The 19599-nt window shown below is 71.7% G+C and carries 36 protein-coding genes; 34 read left to right on the top strand and 2 right to left on the bottom strand.

Features of this window, described 5'->3' with window-relative positions; translation table 11 throughout:
- Positions 1-38 precede the first annotated feature (38 nt).
- The 24 genes from L332_RS24255 (at position 39) to map (ending at position 12727) form a co-directional block, all read left to right on the top strand.
- Positions 39-251, top strand: a complete 213-nt coding sequence (locus tag L332_RS24255; protein ID WP_021010897.1) for an Rv0909 family putative TA system antitoxin — start codon at positions 39-41, stop codon at positions 249-251.
- A 356-nt stretch (positions 252-607) separates the two neighbouring features.
- On the top strand, positions 608-916 hold the full coding sequence (rpsJ, locus tag L332_RS24250) for a 30S ribosomal protein S10 (protein ID WP_021010896.1): 309 nt from the start codon (positions 608-610) through the stop codon (positions 914-916).
- A gap of 8 nt (positions 917-924) precedes the next feature.
- The gene (gene rplC, locus L332_RS24245) at positions 925-1575 is read left to right on the top strand and encodes a 50S ribosomal protein L3 (RefSeq protein WP_021010895.1); all 651 of its coding nucleotides are present in this window, start codon (positions 925-927) and stop codon (positions 1573-1575) included.
- A gap of 2 nt (positions 1576-1577) precedes the next feature.
- Positions 1578-2261, top strand: a complete 684-nt coding sequence (rplD, locus tag L332_RS24240) for a 50S ribosomal protein L4 (protein WP_021010894.1) — start codon at positions 1578-1580, stop codon at positions 2259-2261.
- Positions 2258-2554: a 50S ribosomal protein L23 gene (gene rplW / locus L332_RS24235; protein ID WP_021010893.1), complete on the top strand. Its 297-nt coding sequence runs from the start codon at positions 2258-2260 to the stop codon at positions 2552-2554. The genes rplD and rplW overlap by 4 nt, the downstream gene beginning before the upstream one ends.
- Before the next feature lie 19 nt (positions 2555-2573).
- The gene (gene rplB / locus L332_RS24230) at positions 2574-3413 is read left to right on the top strand and encodes a 50S ribosomal protein L2 (protein WP_021010892.1); all 840 of its coding nucleotides are present in this window, start codon (positions 2574-2576) and stop codon (positions 3411-3413) included.
- A 12-nt stretch (positions 3414-3425) separates the two neighbouring features.
- Positions 3426-3707 carry a 30S ribosomal protein S19 gene (gene rpsS, locus L332_RS24225; RefSeq protein ID WP_021010891.1) on the top strand — a complete coding sequence of 94 codons (282 nt, stop codon included), beginning with the start codon at positions 3426-3428 and terminating at the stop codon, positions 3705-3707.
- A gap of 25 nt (positions 3708-3732) precedes the next feature.
- Positions 3733-4101: a 50S ribosomal protein L22 gene (gene rplV, locus L332_RS24220; RefSeq protein ID WP_021010890.1), complete on the top strand. Its 369-nt coding sequence runs from the start codon at positions 3733-3735 to the stop codon at positions 4099-4101.
- Positions 4101-4835 carry a 30S ribosomal protein S3 gene (gene rpsC, locus L332_RS24215; protein WP_021010889.1) on the top strand — a complete coding sequence of 245 codons (735 nt, stop codon included), beginning with the start codon at positions 4101-4103 and terminating at the stop codon, positions 4833-4835. The genes rplV and rpsC overlap by 1 nt, the downstream gene beginning before the upstream one ends.
- Positions 4836-4837: 2 nt before the next feature.
- Complete coding sequence (gene rplP, locus L332_RS24210) at positions 4838-5257, top strand: 50S ribosomal protein L16 (protein WP_021010888.1); 420 nt, start codon at positions 4838-4840, stop codon at positions 5255-5257.
- A complete protein-coding gene (gene rpmC / locus L332_RS24205) occupies positions 5257-5574 on the top strand; it encodes a 50S ribosomal protein L29 (protein WP_021065047.1) in 318 nt (105 codons plus the stop codon). Before rplP ends, rpmC begins: the two co-directional genes overlap by 1 nt.
- Positions 5574-5858, top strand: a complete 285-nt coding sequence (gene rpsQ / locus L332_RS24200) for a 30S ribosomal protein S17 (protein ID WP_021065046.1) — start codon at positions 5574-5576, stop codon at positions 5856-5858. The genes rpmC and rpsQ overlap by 1 nt, the downstream gene beginning before the upstream one ends.
- 25 nt (positions 5859-5883) lie before the next feature.
- Entirely contained in the window at positions 5884-6252 is a 369-nt protein-coding gene (gene rplN, locus L332_RS24195; RefSeq protein ID WP_021010886.1) for a 50S ribosomal protein L14, read from the top strand.
- Positions 6253-6255: 3 nt separating this feature from the next.
- Complete coding sequence (rplX, locus tag L332_RS24190; protein WP_021010885.1) at positions 6256-6627, top strand: 50S ribosomal protein L24; 372 nt, start codon at positions 6256-6258, stop codon at positions 6625-6627.
- Complete coding sequence (rplE, locus tag L332_RS24185) at positions 6620-7180, top strand: 50S ribosomal protein L5 (RefSeq protein ID WP_031223885.1); 561 nt, start codon at positions 6620-6622, stop codon at positions 7178-7180. Before rplX ends, rplE begins: the two co-directional genes overlap by 8 nt.
- Before the next feature lie 81 nt (positions 7181-7261).
- The gene (gene rpsH / locus L332_RS24180) at positions 7262-7660 is read left to right on the top strand and encodes a 30S ribosomal protein S8 (RefSeq protein WP_021010883.1); all 399 of its coding nucleotides are present in this window, start codon (positions 7262-7264) and stop codon (positions 7658-7660) included.
- Between the two features lie 6 nt (positions 7661-7666).
- Positions 7667-8203 carry a 50S ribosomal protein L6 gene (gene rplF, locus L332_RS24175; RefSeq protein WP_021010882.1) on the top strand — a complete coding sequence of 179 codons (537 nt, stop codon included), beginning with the start codon at positions 7667-7669 and terminating at the stop codon, positions 8201-8203.
- The gene (gene rplR, locus L332_RS24170; protein WP_021010881.1) at positions 8203-8574 is read left to right on the top strand and encodes a 50S ribosomal protein L18; all 372 of its coding nucleotides are present in this window, start codon (positions 8203-8205) and stop codon (positions 8572-8574) included. The genes rplF and rplR overlap by 1 nt, the downstream gene beginning before the upstream one ends.
- On the top strand, positions 8571-9281 hold the full coding sequence (gene rpsE / locus L332_RS24165) for a 30S ribosomal protein S5 (protein ID WP_021010880.1): 711 nt from the start codon (positions 8571-8573) through the stop codon (positions 9279-9281). The genes rplR and rpsE overlap by 4 nt, the downstream gene beginning before the upstream one ends.
- Complete coding sequence (gene rpmD / locus L332_RS24160) at positions 9278-9466, top strand: 50S ribosomal protein L30 (protein ID WP_021010879.1); 189 nt, start codon at positions 9278-9280, stop codon at positions 9464-9466. The genes rpsE and rpmD overlap by 4 nt, the downstream gene beginning before the upstream one ends.
- Positions 9459-9923, top strand: coding sequence for a 50S ribosomal protein L15 (gene rplO / locus L332_RS24155; RefSeq protein WP_021010878.1), 465 nt, complete (start codon positions 9459-9461; stop codon positions 9921-9923). Before rpmD ends, rplO begins: the two co-directional genes overlap by 8 nt.
- Positions 9924-9983: 60 nt before the next feature.
- On the top strand, positions 9984-11315 hold the full coding sequence (secY, locus tag L332_RS24150; RefSeq protein WP_021010877.1) for a preprotein translocase subunit SecY: 1332 nt from the start codon (positions 9984-9986) through the stop codon (positions 11313-11315).
- Positions 11316-11897, top strand: a complete 582-nt coding sequence (locus tag L332_RS24145) for an adenylate kinase (RefSeq protein ID WP_021010876.1) — start codon at positions 11316-11318, stop codon at positions 11895-11897.
- Positions 11897-12727: a type I methionyl aminopeptidase gene (gene map / locus L332_RS24140; protein WP_021010875.1), complete on the top strand. Its 831-nt coding sequence runs from the start codon at positions 11897-11899 to the stop codon at positions 12725-12727. The genes L332_RS24145 and map overlap by 1 nt, the downstream gene beginning before the upstream one ends.
- Positions 12728-12736: 9 nt before the next feature.
- Here the strand turns inward: map and L332_RS24135 are convergent, their stop codons facing one another.
- On the bottom strand, positions 12737-13156 hold the full coding sequence (locus L332_RS24135) for an ImmA/IrrE family metallo-endopeptidase (RefSeq protein WP_021010874.1): 420 nt from the start codon (positions 13154-13156) through the stop codon (positions 12737-12739).
- Positions 13101-13577, bottom strand: coding sequence for a helix-turn-helix domain-containing protein (locus tag L332_RS29885; RefSeq protein ID WP_021065043.1), 477 nt, complete (start codon positions 13575-13577; stop codon positions 13101-13103). The genes L332_RS24135 and L332_RS29885 overlap by 56 nt, the downstream gene beginning before the upstream one ends.
- Positions 13578-13732: 155 nt before the next feature.
- Between L332_RS29885 and L332_RS24130 the strand changes: the two genes are divergently transcribed.
- The 10 genes from L332_RS24130 to L332_RS24090 all read left to right on the top strand — a co-directional run bounded on the left by L332_RS24130 (position 13733) and on the right by L332_RS24090 (position 19586).
- Positions 13733-13936 (top strand): helix-turn-helix domain-containing protein, encoded by a 204-nt coding sequence (locus tag L332_RS24130; RefSeq protein ID WP_021010873.1) that lies wholly within the window; start codon positions 13733-13735, stop codon positions 13934-13936.
- An 80-nt stretch (positions 13937-14016) separates the two neighbouring features.
- A complete protein-coding gene (locus tag L332_RS24125) occupies positions 14017-14295 on the top strand; it encodes a hypothetical protein (protein ID WP_021010872.1) in 279 nt (92 codons plus the stop codon).
- Complete coding sequence (locus L332_RS24120) at positions 14292-14885, top strand: stage II sporulation protein M (RefSeq protein ID WP_021010871.1); 594 nt, start codon at positions 14292-14294, stop codon at positions 14883-14885. Before L332_RS24125 ends, L332_RS24120 begins: the two co-directional genes overlap by 4 nt.
- 12 nt (positions 14886-14897) lie before the next feature.
- Complete coding sequence (locus L332_RS24115) at positions 14898-15458, top strand: hypothetical protein (RefSeq protein ID WP_021010870.1); 561 nt, start codon at positions 14898-14900, stop codon at positions 15456-15458.
- A complete protein-coding gene (locus L332_RS24110; protein WP_021010869.1) occupies positions 15455-15871 on the top strand; it encodes a hypothetical protein in 417 nt (138 codons plus the stop codon). The genes L332_RS24115 and L332_RS24110 overlap by 4 nt, the downstream gene beginning before the upstream one ends.
- A complete protein-coding gene (locus L332_RS24105) occupies positions 15868-16992 on the top strand; it encodes a hypothetical protein (protein ID WP_021010868.1) in 1125 nt (374 codons plus the stop codon). The genes L332_RS24110 and L332_RS24105 overlap by 4 nt, the downstream gene beginning before the upstream one ends.
- Complete coding sequence (locus L332_RS0115415; RefSeq protein ID WP_021010867.1) at positions 16989-17597, top strand: ABC transporter ATP-binding protein; 609 nt, start codon at positions 16989-16991, stop codon at positions 17595-17597. Before L332_RS24105 ends, L332_RS0115415 begins: the two co-directional genes overlap by 4 nt.
- Positions 17594-18484, top strand: a complete 891-nt coding sequence (locus L332_RS24100) for an ABC transporter ATP-binding protein (RefSeq protein ID WP_021010866.1) — start codon at positions 17594-17596, stop codon at positions 18482-18484. Before L332_RS0115415 ends, L332_RS24100 begins: the two co-directional genes overlap by 4 nt.
- A complete protein-coding gene (locus L332_RS24095; RefSeq protein ID WP_021010865.1) occupies positions 18481-19245 on the top strand; it encodes a hypothetical protein in 765 nt (254 codons plus the stop codon). Before L332_RS24100 ends, L332_RS24095 begins: the two co-directional genes overlap by 4 nt.
- Positions 19246-19331: 86 nt before the next feature.
- Positions 19332-19586 (top strand): HPr family phosphocarrier protein, encoded by a 255-nt coding sequence (locus tag L332_RS24090; protein WP_021010864.1) that lies wholly within the window; start codon positions 19332-19334, stop codon positions 19584-19586.
- The last annotated feature ends 13 nt before the right edge of the window (positions 19587-19599 follow it).

Genomic DNA, 19599 nt, shown 5'->3' with positions numbered 1-19599 from the left:
CCGCCGCCGGCGGCGCGCGGAGTGGACAGGAGGTGCGCATGGGTCTCGACGACCTCGTGGACAAGGGCAAGGCCGCCATGAACAGCGAGCACGGCGAGCAGGCGAGCGACAAGGGCATCGCGGGCGCGGGCGACGCGTTCGACTCGATGTCGGGCGGCCGCTTCGCCGAGCACACGGATCGCGTGCAGGAGCACGTCGACGGCGCCGTCGGCCAGGGCGACCAGCAGGCGCGGCAGGAACAGCAGCAGTAGTCGCTGCGCGACGGGGGCGGGCTGCGGCCCGCCCCCGTCGTCATGCCCCGGATCCCCGCGTCGTTCCGCGGTCCAAGCCGCGACACGCCCGGGTTGCACGGACATTCGCATCCGTGCGAGAATCGTCAGGTTGCAAACGCGGCGCTCTCCGCCGCTCACTGCCCTGCAGTGCACTGGACGATCACGATCCTGGGCCGCGGGCAGCCAACAAGAACTTCGCCGATGCAGAGCAGGGCTCGTCCATGCTCCGCGGCGGTGCGCGCTCCGCGAGGGGCATTGACAGAAGAACAGCGGTGCACTGACAGGTGCGTTGCGAGCAGCCGTAGAACGCTGCGTCGACAGGAAGAGAGTCAGCCATGGCGGGACAGAAGATCCGCATCCGACTGAAGTCGTACGACCACGAGGTCATCGACTCGTCGGCGCGGAAGATCGTCGACACCGTGACCCGTGCGGGCGCGACGGTGGTGGGCCCCGTGCCGCTGCCGACCGAGAAGAACGTGGTCGTCGTGATCCGTTCGCCGCACAAGTACAAGGACAGCCGCGAGCACTTCGAGAAGCGCACGCACAAGCGTCTCATCGACATCATCGACCCGACGCCGAAGGCCGTCGACTCGCTCATGCGCCTCGACCTGCCTGCTGACGTCAACATCGAGATCAAGCTCTAAGGAACGCCATGTCGAAGATCATGACGACGCGGGGCCTGCTCGGCACGAAGCTCGGGATGACCCAGGTGTGGGATGAGCAGAACAAGCTCGTCCCCGTCACGGTGCTCGAGATCACGCCGAACGTGGTCACGCAGATCCGCACGCCCGAGAAGGACGGCTACGCCGCGATCCAGATCGCCGCGGGCCAGATCGACCCGCGCAAGGTCAACCAGCCGTCGGCCGGTCACTTCACCGCTGCCGGCGTCACGCCGCGCCGCCACCTCGCCGAGGTCCGCACGGACAACGCCGGCGAGTACGAGCTCGGCCAGGAGCTGAGCGTCGACCTCTTCGCCCCCGGGCAGAAGATCGACGTCGTCGGCACCTCCAAGGGCAAGGGCTTCGCCGGTGTGATGAAGCGCCACAACTTCGCCGGCGTCTCCGCATCGCACGGTGCGCACCGCAACCACCGCAAGCCGGGCTCCATCGGCGCCTCGGCCACGCCGAGCCGCGTCTTCCGCGGCACGCGCATGGCCGGCCGCATGGGCGGCGCCCGCGTGTCGGTGCTGAACCTCACGGTCCACTCGATCGACGTCGAGCAGGGCCTCATGCTCGTCAAGGGCGCCGTCCCCGGCGCTCGCGGCCGACTCGTGTTCGTCCGCAACGCTGTGAAGGGAGCCTGAGCATGACCGCACAGGTCGCCATCGTCAACGCCGAGGGCCAGCAGGCCGGCTCCGTCGAGCTGCCCGCGAGCATCTTCGACGTCCAGACGAACGTTCCGCTGATCCACCAGGTCGTCGTCGCGCAGCTCGCCGCCGCGCGCCAGGGCACGCACTCGGCCAAGGGCCGCGGCGAGGTCTCCGGCTCCGGCACGAAGCCCTTCAAGCAGAAGGGCACCGGCCGCGCCCGCCAGGGCTCGATCCGCATGCCGCAGCACCGCGGCGGCGGCATCGTCCACGGCCCCGTGCCGCGCGACTACGCGCAGCGCACCCCCAAGAAGATGATCGCCGCAGCCCTGCTCGGCGCGCTCTCCGACCGCGCTCGCGGCGGCCGCCTGCACATCGTCGAGGCCTTCGGCGCCGCCGAGGCCCCGAAGACGCGCGTCGCCGTCGAGACGCTCAAGGCGCTCGGCGTCGCGAAGAACGTGCTGGTCGTGCTCGACCGCTCGGAGGAGAACGCGTTCCTGTCGGTGCGCAACCTCGCCGAGGTGCACGTGCTCGCGTGGGACCAGCTCAACGCGTACGACGTGCTCGTGAGCGACGACATCGTCTTCTCCAAGACCGCCTTCGACGCGTTCGTCGCGGCGAAGACCAAGGGCGAGGCGCCCGCCGCCGCGGCCGCCGAGGCAGACAAGGACGAGAACCGATGAGCGGCAACAAGGACCCTCGCGACATCATCATCCGACCCGTCGTGTCCGAGAAGAGCTACGCGCTCATCGACATGGGCAGCTACACCTTCGAGGTCGACCCCCGCGCGTCCAAGACCGAGATCAAGCTGGCGATCGAGAAGATCTTCGGCGTCAAGGTCGCCCGCGTGAACACCCTCAACCGCGTCGGCAAGGCGCGCCGCACCCGCTTCGGCATCGGCAAGCGCAAGGACACCAAGCGCGCCATCGTCAAGCTGAAGTCCGGCTCGATCGACATCTTCACGGCTGTCGGCTGAGGACGGAAGGAACAAGAGCATGGCAATCCGCAAGTACAAGCCGACGACCCCCGGTCGTCGTGGCTCCTCCGTCGCCGACTTCGCTGAGATCACCCGGTCGACGCCCGAGAAGTCGCTGCTGCGCCCGCTGCCCAAGACCGGCGGCCGCAACAACACCGGTCGCATCACGACCCGCCACATCGGTGGCGGCCACAAGCGCCAGTACCGCGTCATCGACTTCCGTCGCAACGACAAGGACGGCGTGAACGCCCGCGTCGCGCACATCGAGTACGACCCCAACCGCACGGCGCGCATCGCGCTGCTGCACTTCGAGGACGGCACGAAGCGCTACATCCTGGCTCCGAACAAGCTCTCGCAGGGCGACGTCGTGGAGTCGGGCGCCGGCGCCGACATCAAGCCGGGCAACAACCTGCCGCTGCGCAACATCCCCACGGGCACCGTCGTGCACGCGATCGAGCTCCGCCCCGGTGGCGGCGCGAAGCTCGCGCGCTCGGCCGGCGCCTCGGTGCGCCTCGTCGCCAAGGACGGCCCCTACGCGCAGCTCCGCCTGCCGTCGGGCGAGATCCGCAACGTCGACGCGCGCTGCCGCGCCACGATCGGCGAGGTCGGCAACGCCGAGCAGTCGAACATCAACTGGGGCAAGGCCGGCCGCAACCGCTGGAAGGGCATCCGCCCGACGGTCCGCGGTGTCGCGATGAACCCGGTCGACCACCCGCACGGCGGTGGCGAGGGCAAGACGAGCGGTGGCCGCCACCCCGTCAGCCCCTGGGGCCAGGCCGAGGGCCGCACGCGCCGCCCGAACAAGCCGAGCGACCAGCTCATCGTCCGTCGCCGCCCCACCGGCAAGAAGAAGCGCTAGTAGGAGAGTCCGATGCCCCGCAGCCTCAAGAAGGGTCCGTTCGTCGACGACCACCTCCTCACCAAGGTGGTTCGGCAGAACGAGGCCGGCAGCAAGAACGTCATCAAGACGTGGTCGCGCCGCTCGATGATCGTGCCGGCCATGCTCGGCCACACGATCGCCGTGCACGACGGTCGCAAGCACATCCCGGTCTTCGTCACCGAGACGATGGTCGGCCACAAGCTGGGCGAGTTCGCGCCCACCCGCACCTTCCGCGGTCACGTGAAGGACGACAAGAAGGGCCGTCGCCGCTGACGCGGCGACGGAGAAGGAGAAGGCAATGGTTGAGTCGATCGCTCGCGTTCGTCACATCCGCGTGACCCCTCAGAAGGCCCGCCGCGTCGTCGACATGATCCGCGGCAAGCAGGCCGAAGAGGCCCTCGCGATCCTGAAGTTCGCCCCCCAGGGCGCCTCGGAGCCGGTGTTCAAGCTCGTCGCCTCGGCGATGGCGAACGCCCGGGTCAAGGCGGACCAGGCGAACGAGTACCTCGACGAGCAGGACCTCTACGTGGCCCGCGCGTTCGTCGACGAGGGCACCACGCTCAAGCGGTTCCAGCCGCGTGCACAGGGTCGCGCGTTCCGCATCAACAAGCGGACGAGCCACATCACCGTCGTGCTCGCGACGCCGACCACGGAGGACGAGAAGTAATGGGACAGAAGGTCAACCCGTACGGCTTCCGCCTCGGCATCACCACCGACCACGTGTCGCGCTGGTTCGCCGAGTCGACGAAGCCGGGGCAGCGCTACGCCGACTACGTCGCCGAGGACGTCCGCATCCGCAAGATGCTGAAGACGAGCCTCGACCGCGCCGGCGTCGCCCGCATCGAGATCGAGCGCACCCGCGACCGGGTCCGCGTCGACATCCACACCGCCCGCCCGGGCATCGTGATCGGCCGCCGCGGCGCCGAGGCCGAGCGCATCCGCGCCGACCTCGAGAAGCTCACCGGCAAGCAGATCCAGCTGAACATCCTCGAGGTCAAGAACCCCGAGGCCTCGGCGCAGCTCGTCGCGCAGGGCATCGCGGAGCAGCTCAGCGCTCGCGTGGCGTTCCGCCGCGCGATGCGCAAGGGCCTCCAGTCGGCGCAGCGCGCCGGCGCCAAGGGCGTGAAGATCAAGGTCTCGGGCCGCCTCGGCGGCGCCGAGATGAGCCGCAGCGAGTCGTACCGCGAGGGCCGCGTGCCCCTGCACACCCTCCGGTCGAACATCGACTACGGCTTCTACGAGGCCCGCACGACCTTCGGCCGCATCGGCGTGAAGGTCTGGATCTACAACGGTGAGCTCACCAACCGCGAGCTCGCTCGCGAGCAGGCGAACCAGAAGCCGCAGCGAGAGCGTCGGGGTCCCCGTCGCGACGCGCCGGCCGCAGCAGGAGTCGAGGCGTAATCATGCTCATCCCCCGTCGAGTCAAGCACCGCAAGCAGCACCACCCGAAGCGCTCGGGTCAGGCGACCGGTGGCACGAAGGTCAGCTTCGGCGAGTTCGGCATCCAGGCGCTCACGCCTGCGTACGTCACGAACCGGCAGATCGAGTCCGCGCGAATCGCCATGACCCGCCACATCAAGCGTGGCGGCAAGGTGTGGATCAACATCTACCCCGACCGTCCCCTCACGAAGAAGCCCGCCGAGACCCGCATGGGCTCCGGCAAGGGCTCGCCCGAGTGGTGGGTCGCCAACGTCAAGCCGGGCCGCGTCCTCTTCGAGGTCGCCGGTGTCGACGAGCAGCTCGCGCGCGAAGCGCTGACGCGAGCCATCCACAAGCTGCCGCTCAAGGCACGCATCATCAAGCGCGAGGAGGCTGACGCATAATGGCGATCGGTTCCAAGGAGCTCATGCCCGCCGAGCTCGCCACCATGGACGACGAGCGACTCGTCGTCGAGCTGAAGCGGGCCAAGGAGGAGCTGTTCAACCTGCGCTTCCAGTCGGCCACCGGCCAGCTGGACTCGCACGGCCGCCTGCGCGCCGTCAAGCGCGACATCGCGCGGCTCTACACCGTGATCCGCGAGCGCGAGCTCGGCATCAGCGCCTCTCCGGCGCCCGTCGAGAAGCCGGCGGACAAGAAGAAGTCGAAGAAGGCCGACGCGGCCCCGGCTTCTGAGAAGGACGAGAAGGCTGAGGACAACTGATGGCTAGCACCGAGCAGAAGGACGAGACCGTCCAGCGCGGTTACCGCAAGTCGCGCATCGGCTACGTCGTCTCCGACAAGATGGAGAAGACGGTCGTCGTCGAGGTCGAGGACCGCGTGAAGCACCCGCTGTACGGCAAGGTCATCCGCAAGTCGTCCAAGGTCAAGGCGCACGACGAGCAGAACGCAGCCGGCATCGGCGACCGCGTCCTGATCGCAGAGACCCGCCCGATGAGCGCGACCAAGCGGTGGCGCATCGTCGAGATCCTCGAGAAGGCCAAGTAGGCCTCGGCCTCGAAGGAGATCCAGAATGATCCAGCAGGAATCCCGCATCAAGGTCGCCGACAACACCGGCGCCAAGGAGCTCCTGACCATCCGCGTGCTCGGCGGCTCCGGCCGTCGCTACGCCGGCCTCGGTGACACCATCGTGGCCACGGTCAAGGACGCCATCCCCGGCGGCAACGTCAAGAAGGGCGACGTGGTCAAGGCCGTCGTCGTCCGCACCGTGAAGTCGACGCGCCGCGCCGACGGCTCGTACATCAAGTTCGACGAGAACGCAGCGGTCATCCTCAAGAACGACGGCGACCCCCGCGGCACCCGCATCTTCGGACCCGTCGGTCGCGAGCTCCGCGACAAGCGCTTCATGAAGATCGTGTCGCTCGCACCGGAGGTGATCTGACCCATGGCCAGCATCAAGAAGGGCGACCTCGTCGTCGTCATCGCCGGCGCGCGCGAGTCGCGCGGCGGCGACCGGGGGAAGACCGGTCGCGTGATCGAGGTCCTGCCCGAGCAGAACCGCGTGATCGTCGAGGGCGTCAACCTCGTCACCAAGCACATCAAGGTCGGGCAGACCAACCGCGGCACCCGCACGGGCGGCATCGAGACCCACGAGGCCCCGATCCACGTGTCGAACGTCGCGCTCGTCGACCCCGAGACCAAGAAGCCCACCCGCGTGCGCCGCGAGGTCAAGAGCGTCGAGAAGAACGGCGTCACGACCACGACGAAGGTCCGCGTCGCGACGAAGTCGGGCAAGGAGATCAAGAGCAATGACTGACACCGCTGTGCGCCTCCCGCGGCTCAAGCAGCAGTACCGCGAGACGATCATCCCGTCGCTCCGCGAGGAGTTCGGGTACGCCAACGTCATGCAGGTGCCGGGCCTCACGAAGATCGTCGTGAACACCGGCGTCGGCGAGGCCGCGCGCGACTCGAAGGTGATCGAGGGCGCGATCCGCGACCTCACGCAGATCACCGGCCAGAAGCCGATGGTCACGAGCGCCCGCAAGTCGATCGCGCAGTTCAAGCTGCGTGAGGGCATGCCGATCGGCGCGCACGTCACGCTGCGCGGCGACCGCATGTGGGAGTTCCTCGACCGCCTGCTGACGCTCGCCCTCCCGCGCATCCGCGACTTCCGCGGCCTGAGCCCGAAGCAGTTCGACGGCAACGGCAACTACACGTTCGGCCTCCAGGAGCAGTCGGTGTTCCACGAGATCGACCAGGACAAGATCGACCGCGTCCGCGGCTTCGACATCACCGTCGTCACGACGGCGAAGAACGACGACGAGGGTCGCGCGCTGCTCAAGGCGCTCGGCTTCCCCTTCCAGTCCTGACCCCATCGGCGCCGCCGGCGCCGAGCAGATTCAAGGTCGCTGTCCGCGGAACGGGCAGCGAAACCAGAACGGAGAACACCCATGACGATGACCGATCCGGTCGCCGACATGCTGACGCGTCTGCGCAACGCCAATACGGCGATGCACGACGAGGTCACGCTGCCGTCGTCGACCCTCAAGGCGAACATCGCCGAGATCCTCGAGCGCGAGGGCTACATCACGAGCTGGAAGGTCGAGGACGCGCGCGTCGGCAAGACCCTCACGCTCGGCCTGAAGTACGGCCCCAACCGCGAGCGCGCGATCTCGGGCATCAAGCGGGTCTCGAAGCCGGGCCTGCGCGTCTACGCGCGCTCGACGGAGATCCCCCAGGTGCACGGCGGCCTCGGCGTCGCCATCCTGTCCACGAGCTCGGGCCTCCTCACGGACCGTGAGGCCGAGCAGAAGGGCGTCGGCGGGGAAGTCCTCGCCTACGTGTGGTGAGCTGACATGTCACGAATCGGACGTCTCCCCATCGACATCCCCGCGGGTGTCGAGGTCACGGTGAACGACGGCGTCGTCACCGTCAAGGGCCCGAAGGGCGAGCTGCAGCTGCAGGTCGCGCAGCCCATCGAGGTCGAGGTCGTCGACGGCCAGGTGCAGGTCACCCGCCCCGACGACGAGCGCGAGTCGCGCTCGCTGCACGGCCTCACCCGCACCCTCATCGCGAACGACATCGTCGGCGTCACCGAGGGCTACTCGAAGGCTCTCGAGGTCGTCGGCACGGGCTACCGCGTGCAGGCCAAGGGCACCGGGGTCGAGTTCGCGCTCGGCTACTCGCACCCGATCAGCGTCGAGCCGCCCGCCGGCATCACGCTCACGGTCGAGGGCAACAACAAGGTCACCGTCAGCGGCATCTCGAAGCAGGCCGTCGGCGAGGTGGCTGCGAACCTCCGCAAGCTGCGCAAGCCGGAGCCCTACAAGGGCAAGGGCGTGCGGTACGCGGGCGAGCAGATCCGCCGCAAGGCTGGAAAGGCTGGTAAGTGATGGGCATCGGTACCCGAGGCAAGAGCAAGTCGGCTGCCCGCGGTCGTCGTCACGCACGCCTCCGCAAGAAGATCGTCGGCACCCCGCTGGTGCCGCGCCTGGTCGTCACCCGCTCGGCACGCCACGTGTTCGTGCAGGTCGTCGACGACTCGCAGGGCGTCACGGTCGCATCCGCGTCGACGATGGAGGCCGACCTCCGCGCCTTCGACGGCGACAAGACCGCGAAGGCCAAGCGCGTGGGCGAGCTCGTCGCCGAGCGCGCCAAGGCTGCCGGCATCGAGTCGGTCGTCTTCGACCGCGGCGGCAACCGCTACGCCGGCCGGGTCGCGGCGATCGCCGACGGCGCACGAGAGGCAGGGCTGGGACTGTGAGCGAAGAGAACAAGGACACGCAGGTGACGGACACCACGCAGCAGCCTGCTGCTGAGGCCGCGACGACGGCCGACCACCGCGACGAGCCGCGCGAGCAGCGCCGGGGGAGCCGCGACCGCGGCACCCGCAACGAGCGCGGCCGCCGCGACGACCGCACGGAGAACCAGTTCCTCGAGCGCGTCGTCACGATCAACCGCGTCTCGAAGGTCGTCAAGGGCGGCCGCCGCTTCAGCTTCACGGCGCTCGTCGTCGTGGGCGACGGCGACGGCCTCGTGGGCGTCGGCTACGGCAAGGCCCGCGAGGTCCCGACGGCGATCTCGAAGGGCGTCGAGGAGGCGAAGAAGAACTTCTTCCGCGTCCCGCGCATCGGCCGCTCGATCCCGCACCCCGTGCAGGGCGAGGCCGCTGCCGGCGTCGTGCTGCTGCGCCCCGCAGCCGCCGGTACCGGTGTCATCGCCGGTGGCCCCGTGCGCGCCGTGCTCGAGTGCGCCGGCATCCACGACGTGCTGAGCAAGTCGCTCGGCTCGTCGAACTCCATCAACATCGTGCACGCCACCGTGGCGGCGCTGCGGATGCTCGAGGAGCCCCGCGCCGTCGCCGCTCGCCGTGGCCTCGACCTCGACCGCGTGCTGCCCAAGCAGCTCGCGCGCATCCAGGCCGAGTTCACGAAGCACGAGGCCGAGATCGCGAAGGCGGCATCGAAGTGAGCAAGCTGAAGATCACGCAGATCAAGTCCGTGATCAGCGAGAAGCAGTACCAGCGCGAGACGCTCCGCTCGCTGGGCCTCAAGCGCATCGGCCAGTCGGTCGAGCGCGAGGACAACGAGCAGAACCGCGGTTACGTCAACACGGTTCGGCACCTCGTCAAGGTCGAGGAGATCCAGAATGACTGACAAGAACGAGTCGACCGAGCTGCCGTCGCTCAAGGTGCACCACCTCCGGCCCGCGCCGGGCGCGAAGACCGCCCGCACGCGCGTCGGCCGCGGTGAGGCGTCGAAGGGCAAGACGGCCGGTCGCGGCACCAAGGGCACGAAGGCCCGCAACTCCGTGCGCGCCGGCTTCGAGGGCGGCCAGCTCAACAGCGTCATGCGCGCCCCGAAGCTGCGCGGGTTCAAGAACCCGTTCCGCACCGAGTACCAGGTCGTCAACGTCGGGCAGCTGCAGTCGCTCTACCCGAACGGCGGCGACGTCACGGTCGCCGACCTGGTGGCCAAGGGCGCGGTCCGCAAGAACGAGCTCGTGAAGGTGCTCGCCGGCGGCGAGCTCACGGTCGCGCTCACGATCGACGTCGACAAGGTGTCGTCGGCGGCCGAGCAGAAGATCGTGGCCGCAGGCGGCTCCGTCAAGTAAGTAGGCTGAGGGGCGGTCCGTTCGCGGGCCGCCCCGATTGCCATTCCCGGAAGGCTGCACGTGTTCAGTGCCATCGCACGCATCTTCAAGACGCGCGACCTGCGTCGGAAGATCCTCTTCACGCTCGCGATCGTCGCGATCTTCCGGCTCGGGTCGTTCATCCCCGCGCCGTTCGTCGACTACAGCAACGTGCAGCAGTGCATCGCGGCCAACTCCCAGGCCACCGGGCTCTACCAGCTCGTCAACCTGTTCTCGGGTGGCGCGCTGCTCCAGCTGAGCATCTTCGCGCTCGGCATCATGCCCTACATCACCGCCGCGATCATCGTGCAGCTGCTGCGCGTGGTGATCCCGCACTTCGAGACCCTCTACAAGGAGGGCCAGCAGGGCCAGGCGAAGCTCACGCAGTACACGCGCTACCTCACGATCGCGCTCGGCGTGCTGCAGTCGACGACGCTCATCACCGTCGCGCGCTCCGGCGCCCTCTTCTCGGCGACCGGCGGCCCCTCGCTCCCGCAGTGCCAGAACCTGCTGACGAACGACTCGTGGTGGTCGATCGCGCTCATGATCATCACCATGACCGCGGGCACGGGCCTCATCATGTGGCTCGGCGAGCTCATCACCGAGCGCGGCATCGGCAACGGCATGTCGCTGCTCATCTTCACGTCGATCGCGGCGACCTTCCCCGGCGCCCTCGGCATCATCTTCGAGACGCAGGGCGTCAACACCTTCATCATGGTGCTGCTCGTCGGCGTGCTCATCATGGGCCTCGTCGTCTTCGTCGAGCAGTCGCAGCGACGCATCCCCGTGCAGTACGCCAAGCGCATGGTCGGCCGGCGCATGTACGGCGGGCAGTCGACGTACATCCCCATCAAGGTCAACATGGCCGGCGTCGTGCCCGTCATCTTCGCCTCGTCGCTGCTCTACCTGCCGGCGCTCGTCGCGCAGTTCAACATGCCGGTGGACGGCACCGCCCCCGCTGACTGGGTGCTGTGGGTGCAGGCGAACTTCACGACGGGCGACCACCCGCTCTACATGCTGGTGTTCTTCCTGCTCATCGTCGGCTTCACGTACTTCTACGTGGCGATCACCTTCAACCCCGAGGACGTCGCCGACAACATGAAGAAGTACGGCGGCTTCATCCCCGGCATCCGCGCGGGCCGCCCGACGGCCGAGTACCTCGACTACGTGCTCACGCGCATCACGTTCCCGGGATCGCTCTACCTGGGGCTCATCGCCCTCATCCCGCTCATCGCGCTCGCCACGGTCGGCGCGAACCAGAACTTCCCGTTCGGCGGGGCTTCGATCCTCATCATCGTCGGCGTCGGCCTCGAGACGGTCCGCCAGATCGACGCGCAGCTGCAGCAGCGCCACTACGAAGGGCTCATCCGCTAAATGGCGAACCTCCTCATCGTCGGCCCGCCCGGAGCGGGCAAGGGTACCCAGGCAGCTCGGCTGGCCGCGGCACTGCGCGTGCCAGCGGTCTCGACCGGGGACATCTTCCGCCAGAACATCAAGGAGCAGACCGAGCTCGGCAAGCGGGTCACGGCCATCCTCGACGCGGGGGAGTACGTGCCCGACGAGCTCACGAACGAGCTCGTCGACGACCGGCTCGCGCAGCCCGACGCCGAGCGCGGCTACCTCCTCGACGGCTACCCGCGCACCGCGGGCCAGGTCGAGTACCTCGACGGCGTGAACCTGCGCCGCGGCGAGCAGCTCGACGCGGTCGTGCGGCTCATCGCCGACACCGACGAGGTCGTCCGCCGACTCTCGGCCCGCGCGCTCGAGCAGGGCCGCAGCGACGACACCGAAGAGGTCATCCGCCACCGCCTCGACGTCTACGAGCGCGAGACCGCGCCGCTCATCGCGATCTTCGAGGAGCGCGGCCTCGTCGTCGAGGTCGACGGCATCGGCGCGGTCGACGAGGTGACCGAGCGCATCCTCGCGGGCCTCGCGGCTCGCGGCATCGAGGCCTGATGCGCGGCCGCGGCCCCTACAAGTCGCGCCGCGAGCTCGCCGGCATGCGGGAGCCCGGTCGCATCACCGCCCTCGCGCTCGAGGCGGTCGAGCGCGCCATCGCGCCGGGGGTCACGACGCTCGAGCTCGACGCGATCGCCGAGCGCGTCATCCGCGAGCACGGCGCCGTGCCGAACTTCCAGCTCGAGCCCGGCTACGAGCACACGCTGTGCACCAACGTGAACGACGTGGTCGTGCACGGCATCCCGAACGGCACGCCGCTGCAGCCGGGCGACATCGTCACCGTCGACTGCGGTGCGACGATCGGCGGCTTCCACGGCGACGCCGCGATCTCGGTCGTCGTGCCGGGCGGCGACCCCGCGCTGACGGATGCGCGGCAGCGGCTGAGCGACGTCACGCACGACGCGCTGTGGGCCGGGATCGCCGCGCTCGCCGGCGCGAAGCAGCTCGGCGAGGTCGGCGCGGCGATCGAGGAGCACATCGAGGCGCACAGCGACTACGGCATCAGCGAGGACTACATCGGCCACGGCATCGGCCGCGCGATGCACGAGGAGCCGCCGGTCTTCAACTACAGCACGCGCGTCAAGGGGCCGGCGGTCAAGCCGGGGCTGTGCGTCGCGATCGAGCCGATCATCCACGCGAAGGGCACCGCGACGACCGTCGACGCCGACGGCTGGACGGTGCGCAGCGCCGACGGCTCCGACGCATGCCAGTGGGAGCACTCCGTCGCGGTCCACTCCGGCGGCATCTGGGTGCTGACCGCGCTCGACGGCGGCGCCTCCCGGCTCGCGCCGCTCGGCGTCGAGCCGGTGCCGATCCCGGATCGCTGACGCGGCGGCTCACGCGGCGCGGCGCACGCCGCGATGCTCCCGGTAGTCCCGCACGATGTCGATCGTGACGCCCAGCTCGTCCGCGAGCTCGGCGTCGTCGCGCGCCCACCTGCACGCCTCGGCGAGCGCCCGCGGATCGATGAGCAGGCGCGCGGCGAACCGCTCCGCGGCGCGCTCGTCGGCTGCCGACGAGCCGACGTGCGAGAGCAGCGCGTGCCCGAGCTCGTGGGCCAGCACGCAGCGCTGCTCGACGGGCGTGAGGCCGCGGGCGAGCAGGATGCGCTCGCGCTCGTGCTCGTAGGCGCCGAGGCAGCCGGCCGGGAGCGCTGCGACGTGCACCTCGAGCCCCGCTTGCGCGCACAGCCGGACGAGCTCACTCAGCGTGGGGCTCGTCCCTTCGAGCGATGCCGCGCCGCGCCGCAAGTCCATGGATGTCGCGCTCCTCGAGTCCGCCCTCGTCGTGGATGGCGGTGAGGGTAGGGCCGACCGCTGACACCTCGCCCGCCCGCACGTGCGCGGCGAGCGTCGCGATCGCGGCGTCGGCGGCGAGGTGCCTGCGATCGGCGGGCACGCTCGAGAGCAGCTCGGACATCACGGCGACCCAGAGCTCGACCTCGGGGTCGCGCGGCTGCGCATCGGTGGCGAGGCCCAGCGCTGCGAACAGCCGTCGGAGGACGTCCTCCTGCGGAGCGCCGGCACCGCGCTCGATGTTGCTCACGGTCGTGCGGTCGACCTCCGCGAGCGTCGCGAGCGCCTTCTGGCTGAGGCCGCGGCGCACGCGGGCGGGTCGCACGAGCTCGGCGTAGCGCGCGCGCTCGCTCGCGCTCGCGCCGCGAAGGTGGATGGACATCGCTCGACCCCGCTTCCTGCGTCACCCCATTATCCGCACGAGTGCCGAACACCGATCACGGTATTCGATGGTTGTTCGACATGCAGCGGCAAGATCGGCTACCCGTTGTCGAGAAGTGGTTGCGCGACCGTTGAAAACCTGGCATGCTTTCCGACATGGCGGTCGAATCGCGCATCGGGACCTCACTCGCATCCCTGCGCTCGCACGCCGGCATGACGCAGCGCGCGCTCGCCGATCGCGCCGGCACGCCGGTCGCGACGGTCGTCGGCGTGGAGGACGGCTCGATCGAGCCGCCCGCGTCGCTCGTGGCGCGCTTGGCGGCGGCCATCGCGGCGCGGCTGCGGGAGGAGGGCGAGTGATGGCGTCGCGGGCGACGCCCACGGTCTCGTGCCGCGCGGCACGAGCACCCGGCGAACGGGTGGGAGGAAGGAGTCAACTCATGCAGATCGAATCGAAGCGCGGCCGTGCGGCCGTGTGGACGGCATCGGCGGCCGTGACGGTCGTCGGCCTGGCGGCGGCAGGCGTGTCGCTGTCGTGGCTCATGGCCAGCTTCGGGCTGTCCGGCATCGCGGCCGCGCAGGTCGTCGCGGCCATCGAGATCGGCGGTGCGGCCCTCGCCGTCGTCGCCGCGCTCTTCTCGGGCGGCCTCCTCGGGGCCGTCATCTCCACGGTCACGTGGTACTTGAAGCGGAAGCTCCGCACGCTGGCCATCCGATGAGCCGGAGCACGGTCGGCGCCGCGAGCGAGCGGGGCGCGCTCCGGCTCGCGCTCGCGTCGTCGGCCGTGCTCGCTGCCGGTCTGCTGGGCGCGGCCTCGGCGGCCACCGCTGCGGCTTCCGGTGACATCGCTGCCGCCAACGCGGCGGCCGTCGCCGGCGGATCGATCGACTCGGCCGTGCTCGCCGCCGACGGCAGCGCGCTCGGCATCGCCGCGAGCAACCTCGCAGCCATCGCGCTGCTCGCGTCGGGCGCGCCGGTGCTCGGGTCGCTCACCCTCGTGGGCATTTCGCTCATCGGGATCGGCATCGGCGTCTCGGCCGCTTCGGTCGTCGCGGCCCTCGGAGCGGTGGAGACGCTCGCGCGCATCGCTCCGTACATCGTCTTCGAGGTCGCCGCGGTGCTGCTCGCGGCGACAGCGGGCCTGCTGCCCGTCGCGCACGTCGCGTCGGCATGGCTGTGCACAGGTCGACGCCCGACCGCTGCGTACGCGATCGGGCTCGGCTACGGTCTGCGCCTCACGGCCGTCGCCGCGCTGCTCGTCGTGCTCGCGGCCGTCACGGAATCGCTCTGCGTCGCTCGCGGCACGTGAAGGGAGGAAGCCATGGATGCGCCCATCCGGGCGGGGGTCGCTCGCCCCGCGCTCGAGCGGTCGACGACCTCGGCGGTGGTCTGGTGCGTCGTGATCGCGCTCGTGAGCGCGCTGCTGCTCGTGCGCCTGCCGATGTTCGTCGACGTCGCCGCGGCTGCAGGGCAGGAGGCTGCGGACGCGCTCGGCGATGCGGCGCTCGCGGCTGCCGCGACGACGGTCGGAGCGGTGAGCGCCATCGCGCTGCACCTGCTCGTCCTCATCGTCGCGGCCGTGATCGCGACGCTGCTCGAGCGCTGGCTCGGGCCGGTCGCGCTGCGACCCGCGCGCGGCGCGGGCAGGGTGCGGCTCGGCGTCGCGGGCCTCGTGCTCGCGGTGCTCGTGCTCGGCCAGCAGGTCGCCGCGCTCGCGATGGGCGTCGCCGCCGTGCCGCGCGGCTGGCAGCTGTGGGTCGCGGCGATCGCGGTCGCCGCGGTCGCGCCGCTCGCCTTCCCCGCGGCACGCCGCTCGGCGCGGGACTACGCGCGCTCGCTCGCGGCGGCAGTGGCGACGGGGGTGCTGCTGTGCCTCGGGTGACGCGCGCGACCTTCCGCATCCCCGAGCTCGGCATCGCGCTGCCGCTCTCGCGCACCGGGGTCCGCGGGATCGCGCTCGCGCAGCTGCTGCTCGTCACGGGCGTGCTGAGCGCGGCGGCGGCGACCGACGTCGCGCCGGAGCTCCGGGTGGCGAGCACGTGGCTGACGCTCGCGGCCTCCGCCTGCGCGCTCGCGACGAGCGTGCCCGCGCTGGTCGACGGGCGCTTCCGCTTCGCGCTCGCCGGCGCGGGATCGGCCGTGACGGCGCTCGTCGCGATGACCCTCGTCGGGCTCGTGCGCACCTGGCCCGCGCACCTGTTCGGGTGGCCGCTGCTCGCCGTCTCGATGCTCGCCGTCGCCTACCACCTCGTCGGCTCCGGGCATCGAGCCGCGGGTCGCTCGCGCGAGCCATGAGCGACGGGCGCGCGAGGGCTCGGCGGGCGACGGCGGCTGCCGCCGAGGTCGGCTGGGTCGTCGCGCACCACGTGCTGCCGGGATGGATGCTCGCCGCGCTCTCGAGCCCGCTGCGGCTGCCGCTGCTCGTGGCGTCGCTCAGCGCGCTCCTCGGCGTCGTGGCGGTCGCCGCCGCCGCCGTGCACCTCGCCGTGCGCCTGTCGCCCGAGGTCGCGGTGCCGGTGCTGCTCGCGGCGCTCGCGCTCGGGCCCGCCTCGCGCCTCGCGGTCGGCGCGACGCCGCCGCTCGTCGTGTCGCTCGACGCCGTCGCCGGACTGCTGCGCACCCTCGACCTCGGCGGCGCGCGAGGGTGGGGAGCGCTCGCGGCCGTCGCTCCGCTGCTGCTGAGCTCGAGCGTCGTGGCGGGCGCTGCGGCGGTCTCGCTGTCGACCGCGGGCGACGGCCGCGCGGTCGCGGTGCTCGCGGCGGCAGCGGCGGGGATCGCCGGGGCGATGGCGGTCGCTGCCATCGGCGGGGGACGGCCGCTAATCCGCGGCGCGGGGGCGCGGCTCGGCGCTGTGCTCGCGGCCGGCGTCGCGGCCTGGGCCGCGATCGCGGCCGGCTCGCTCGAGCGCGCGGCGCCGAGCGCGGAGCTCGCGGCGGCCTGGGCTGCGATCGCCGCGTCGCAGCCGCTCGTGCTCGCGATCGCGACGGCCCCCGCGCTCTGGATCGCCACGCAGCTCCTGGCGCAGGATGCGCGGCCGCTCGAGCGGCTCGCGCGCGAGCTCGTGTCGTGCGGCGCGCCGAGGGCGGCGGTCACGGCGACCCTCGCGATAGCCGTGCTCGCGGTGGGCTTCGCGGCGGCGCCGCTCTCGAGTGCGCTCGCGGCGCTCGCGGGGAGCGGCGCCGAGCGGTCGTGGGAGGCCGCGGCGATCGGCTGGTACGTCGCGGTGGCGGCGTCGACCGTCGTGCTGCTCGAGCCCGGCACCGAGCGCCTCGCGGTGCGCGCGCTGGCCTTCGCCATGCTCCTCGCCGCGCCGTGCCTCGTCGCGACCGGCGGCCTCGCCGCGGCGTGGCTGCTCCTACCGGGCACCGCGCTCGTCGCGGTCGCCGTCGCGGCGACGCTCGGCAGGCGGCGGTGACGAGCGTGCTCATGGAGGGCGTCGGCATCGTGCCGGTCGGCCGCTCGCGCGTCCGCGTCCCCGACCTCGAGGGGCGCGCGCCGCGACTGCTGCGCCTCGTCGGTCGCAACGGGATCGGGAAGAGCACGGTCGTCGAGCTGCTCGCGGGCGCCGCGCGGCCGCCGCGCGGCCGCGTGCTCGTGGCGGGCAGGCTCGCGAGCGACCCGCTCGCGCGCGCTGGACGCACCGTGACGCGCAGCGAGCCCGCGCTGCTGCCGGCCGTGAGCCTCGAGCGGCACGCGCGCCTGTTCGGTCGCGCGGCGGGCGTCGGCGCCGATCGCGCGATCGCGGCGCTCGCAGCCGCCGGGCTCGAGGGCTGCCTCGCGATGCGCGCCGACGCCCTCTCCACCGGCCAGCGGCGCAGTGCGTGGGTCGTGCTCACGACCCTTCGCGAGGCCGGCGTCATGCTCCTCGACGAGCCGTTCCTCGGCCTCGACGACGAGGCCGCCGCGCGGCTCGCGGGGAGCGTCGAGCGCTGGGCGTCGACGCGGCTCGTCGTGCTCGTCGACCACGGCGAGCGCGCACTCGCCGCCGACACCGGTGTCGTGCGCATGGAGCCCGCATGAGGCCGGCGATCGAGGTCGCGGCGCTGCGCCGCGGCTACGGCGGTCGCACCGTGCTCGACGGCGTCTCCTTCCTCGTGCCGTGGGGCAGCGTGACGGGCTTCGTCGGCGTCAACGGCGCCGGCAAGACGACGACCCTCCGCTGCCTCCTCGGCCTCGAGCGTCACGAGGGCATCGCTCGCGTCGCGGGCGCCCGCTACCGGTCGCTCGGCACGCCCTTGCGCTCGGTCGGCTTCTGCGCCGATGCGCTGGGAGCCGCGCCCGGTGCGAGCGCTCGGTCGCACCTCGTACCGCTCGCCCTGCGCGCGGGCGTCGCGCGCGACGCGATCGACCGCACGCTGCAGGCGGTGGGACTCGCGGAGGCGCGCGGCCCGGTGCGCTCGTTCTCGCTCGGCATGCGCCGCCGCCTCGCGATCGCGGGAGCGCTGCTGCCCTCACCGCGCATCCTCGTGCTCGACGAGCCCTTCGACGGCCTCGACCCGGCCGGCCGGCGGTGGCTCTCGGCACTCCTGCGCGCGCACGCCGACAGCGGCGGGGCCGTGCTGCTCTCGGCGCACGCGCTCGACGAGATCGAGCCGCTCCTCGACCGGCTCGTGTGCCTCCACGGCGGACGCACGAGGTTCGAGGGCGACGTGGATGCGTTCCTGCGCGCGCACGCCGCGCCCGTGGTCATCGTGCGGTCGACGGAGGGCGACCGCTTCGCGGGAGCGCTGCGCGCGGCGAGCGCCGTCGTGCACGGCCGCGCGTCGGGCGCGCTCGCGGTGCGGGGGCTCGACCCTGAGCGCATCGCGCGCATCGCGGCACGGGAGGGACTGCTCGTGACGGAGCTCTCCCCTCGGCGCCTCTCGCTGAGCGCCGCGTTCGCCGCGGCGATCGAGGGCGGCCCGTGAGCGCCGTGCTGCGCGAAGCGAGGGCCGAGCTCGCGACGATGCTGCTGGGCCGGCGACCGTGGATCCCCCTGACGCTCGCGCTCGTCGGATCCGGCCTCGGCGGGCTCGCGACCGGCGCGCTCCTCGCGCACGCCGCGGCCTCGACCGACCTCGAGGCCGCGACCGTCGTCATCGCGCGCGGCTCAGCCGCGCAGCCCGCGATCGCCGTGCTCGCGAGCCTGGGCGTCGCCGCGCCCTACCGCGACGGCAGCTGGATGCATGCCGCGCTCGCCCACCCGAGACCGGCGCACCGGCTCGCGCTGTCGATCGGGTCGACGCTCGTGCCGGCGCTCCTCCTCGCGGCGCTCTCGAGCGCGGCGGCGCTCGCGGGCGCGGCGGCGCTCGTGCGCCCGAGCCTCGATGCGGCGCTCGTCGTCGTGAGCATCCACCTCGGCACCGCGGCCGCGTGGGCCGTGTGGATGGCCGCGCTCGCGCACGCCTCCCGCTCGCCGCTGCTCGTGCTCGCGGTCGGTCTCGCGCTGCCGCTGCTCGTCGAGCCGGGCATCGCCGGCGCGCTCGCCCTCGCGGGCCTCGACGGCGTCCGCTGGCTGCTGCCCGGCCAGGCGCTCCGCGCGGTCTCCGAGGGCATCGTCGCGGGCGGCACCGTGCTCGCCCCGATCGGTGCCGCCGAGCTGCGACTGGCCGCCGCGGCGCTCGTCGGCTGGAGCGCCGTCGCGGTGCTCGCGGCCTGGGCGCGGCTGCGCGGCGGCCGCCCCCGCTGACGCCGCGGGATCCTGCCGACGGTCGGGGAACCGGTGGTACCGTGAGCGCCACCCGGCGTCCCGCCGGACCGAGTCAGAGGAGCAGCATGGCCGAGCGCACCGTCACCGTCGAATCGTCGCACGGCCTCCACGCGCGGCCCGCCTCCCTGTTCGCCCAGGCCGCCGCCAAGGCATCCGCCCCCGTCACCGTCGCCGTCGGCGACAAGCAGGTGAACGCGGCGAGCATCCTGTCGGTGATCTCGCTCGGCGTGAACAAGGGCGACACCGTGACGATCGCCTCCGACGACGAGGCGGCGCTCGACGAGCTCGAGCAGCTGCTCTCGACCGACCACGACGTGTAGGCGCCGCGAGCCC

This window comes from Agrococcus pavilionensis RW1 (assembly GCF_000400485.1).
GTDB classification, from domain to species: Bacteria; Actinomycetota; Actinomycetes; order Actinomycetales; family Microbacteriaceae; genus Agrococcus; species Agrococcus pavilionensis.
This window is presented reverse-complemented; position numbering and strand designations above follow the sequence as displayed.

Bases quoted from the DNA above. Each gene is read 5' to 3' on its own strand.
- L332_RS24255 (WP_021010897.1), top strand. From the start codon at position 39: ATGGGTCTCGACGACCTCGTGGACAAGGGCAAGGCCGCCATGAACAGC.
- rpsJ (WP_021010896.1), top strand. From the start codon at position 608: ATGGCGGGACAGAAGATCCGCATCCGACTGAAGTCGTACGACCACGAG.
- rplC (WP_021010895.1), top strand. From the start codon at position 925: ATGTCGAAGATCATGACGACGCGGGGCCTGCTCGGCACGAAGCTCGGG.
- rplD (WP_021010894.1), top strand. From the start codon at position 1,578: ATGACCGCACAGGTCGCCATCGTCAACGCCGAGGGCCAGCAGGCCGGC.
- rplW (WP_021010893.1), top strand. From the start codon at position 2,258: ATGAGCGGCAACAAGGACCCTCGCGACATCATCATCCGACCCGTCGTG.
- rplB (WP_021010892.1), top strand. From the start codon at position 2,574: ATGGCAATCCGCAAGTACAAGCCGACGACCCCCGGTCGTCGTGGCTCC.
- rpsS (WP_021010891.1), top strand. From the start codon at position 3,426: ATGCCCCGCAGCCTCAAGAAGGGTCCGTTCGTCGACGACCACCTCCTC.
- rplV (WP_021010890.1), top strand. From the start codon at position 3,733: ATGGTTGAGTCGATCGCTCGCGTTCGTCACATCCGCGTGACCCCTCAG.
- rpsC (WP_021010889.1), top strand. From the start codon at position 4,101: ATGGGACAGAAGGTCAACCCGTACGGCTTCCGCCTCGGCATCACCACC.
- rplP (WP_021010888.1), top strand. From the start codon at position 4,838: ATGCTCATCCCCCGTCGAGTCAAGCACCGCAAGCAGCACCACCCGAAG.
- rpmC (WP_021065047.1), top strand. From the start codon at position 5,257: ATGGCGATCGGTTCCAAGGAGCTCATGCCCGCCGAGCTCGCCACCATG.
- rpsQ (WP_021065046.1), top strand. From the start codon at position 5,574: ATGGCTAGCACCGAGCAGAAGGACGAGACCGTCCAGCGCGGTTACCGC.
- rplN (WP_021010886.1), top strand. From the start codon at position 5,884: ATGATCCAGCAGGAATCCCGCATCAAGGTCGCCGACAACACCGGCGCC.
- rplX (WP_021010885.1), top strand. From the start codon at position 6,256: ATGGCCAGCATCAAGAAGGGCGACCTCGTCGTCGTCATCGCCGGCGCG.
- rplE (WP_031223885.1), top strand. From the start codon at position 6,620: ATGACTGACACCGCTGTGCGCCTCCCGCGGCTCAAGCAGCAGTACCGC.
- rpsH (WP_021010883.1), top strand. From the start codon at position 7,262: ATGACGATGACCGATCCGGTCGCCGACATGCTGACGCGTCTGCGCAAC.
- rplF (WP_021010882.1), top strand. From the start codon at position 7,667: ATGTCACGAATCGGACGTCTCCCCATCGACATCCCCGCGGGTGTCGAG.
- rplR (WP_021010881.1), top strand. From the start codon at position 8,203: ATGGGCATCGGTACCCGAGGCAAGAGCAAGTCGGCTGCCCGCGGTCGT.
- rplO (WP_021010878.1), top strand. From the start codon at position 9,459: ATGACTGACAAGAACGAGTCGACCGAGCTGCCGTCGCTCAAGGTGCAC.
- L332_RS24145 (WP_021010876.1), top strand. From the start codon at position 11,316: ATGGCGAACCTCCTCATCGTCGGCCCGCCCGGAGCGGGCAAGGGTACC.
- map (WP_021010875.1), top strand. From the start codon at position 11,897: ATGCGCGGCCGCGGCCCCTACAAGTCGCGCCGCGAGCTCGCCGGCATG.
- L332_RS24135 (WP_021010874.1), bottom strand. From the start codon at position 13,156: ATGGACTTGCGGCGCGGCGCGGCATCGCTCGAAGGGACGAGCCCCACG.
- L332_RS29885 (WP_021065043.1), bottom strand. From the start codon at position 13,577: ATGTCCATCCACCTTCGCGGCGCGAGCGCGAGCGAGCGCGCGCGCTAC.
- L332_RS24130 (WP_021010873.1), top strand. From the start codon at position 13,733: ATGGCGGTCGAATCGCGCATCGGGACCTCACTCGCATCCCTGCGCTCG.
- L332_RS24125 (WP_021010872.1), top strand. From the start codon at position 14,017: ATGCAGATCGAATCGAAGCGCGGCCGTGCGGCCGTGTGGACGGCATCG.
- L332_RS24120 (WP_021010871.1), top strand. From the start codon at position 14,292: ATGAGCCGGAGCACGGTCGGCGCCGCGAGCGAGCGGGGCGCGCTCCGG.
- L332_RS24115 (WP_021010870.1), top strand. From the start codon at position 14,898: ATGGATGCGCCCATCCGGGCGGGGGTCGCTCGCCCCGCGCTCGAGCGG.
- L332_RS24105 (WP_021010868.1), top strand. From the start codon at position 15,868: ATGAGCGACGGGCGCGCGAGGGCTCGGCGGGCGACGGCGGCTGCCGCC.
- L332_RS24100 (WP_021010866.1), top strand. From the start codon at position 17,594: ATGAGGCCGGCGATCGAGGTCGCGGCGCTGCGCCGCGGCTACGGCGGT.
- L332_RS24090 (WP_021010864.1), top strand. From the start codon at position 19,332: ATGGCCGAGCGCACCGTCACCGTCGAATCGTCGCACGGCCTCCACGCG.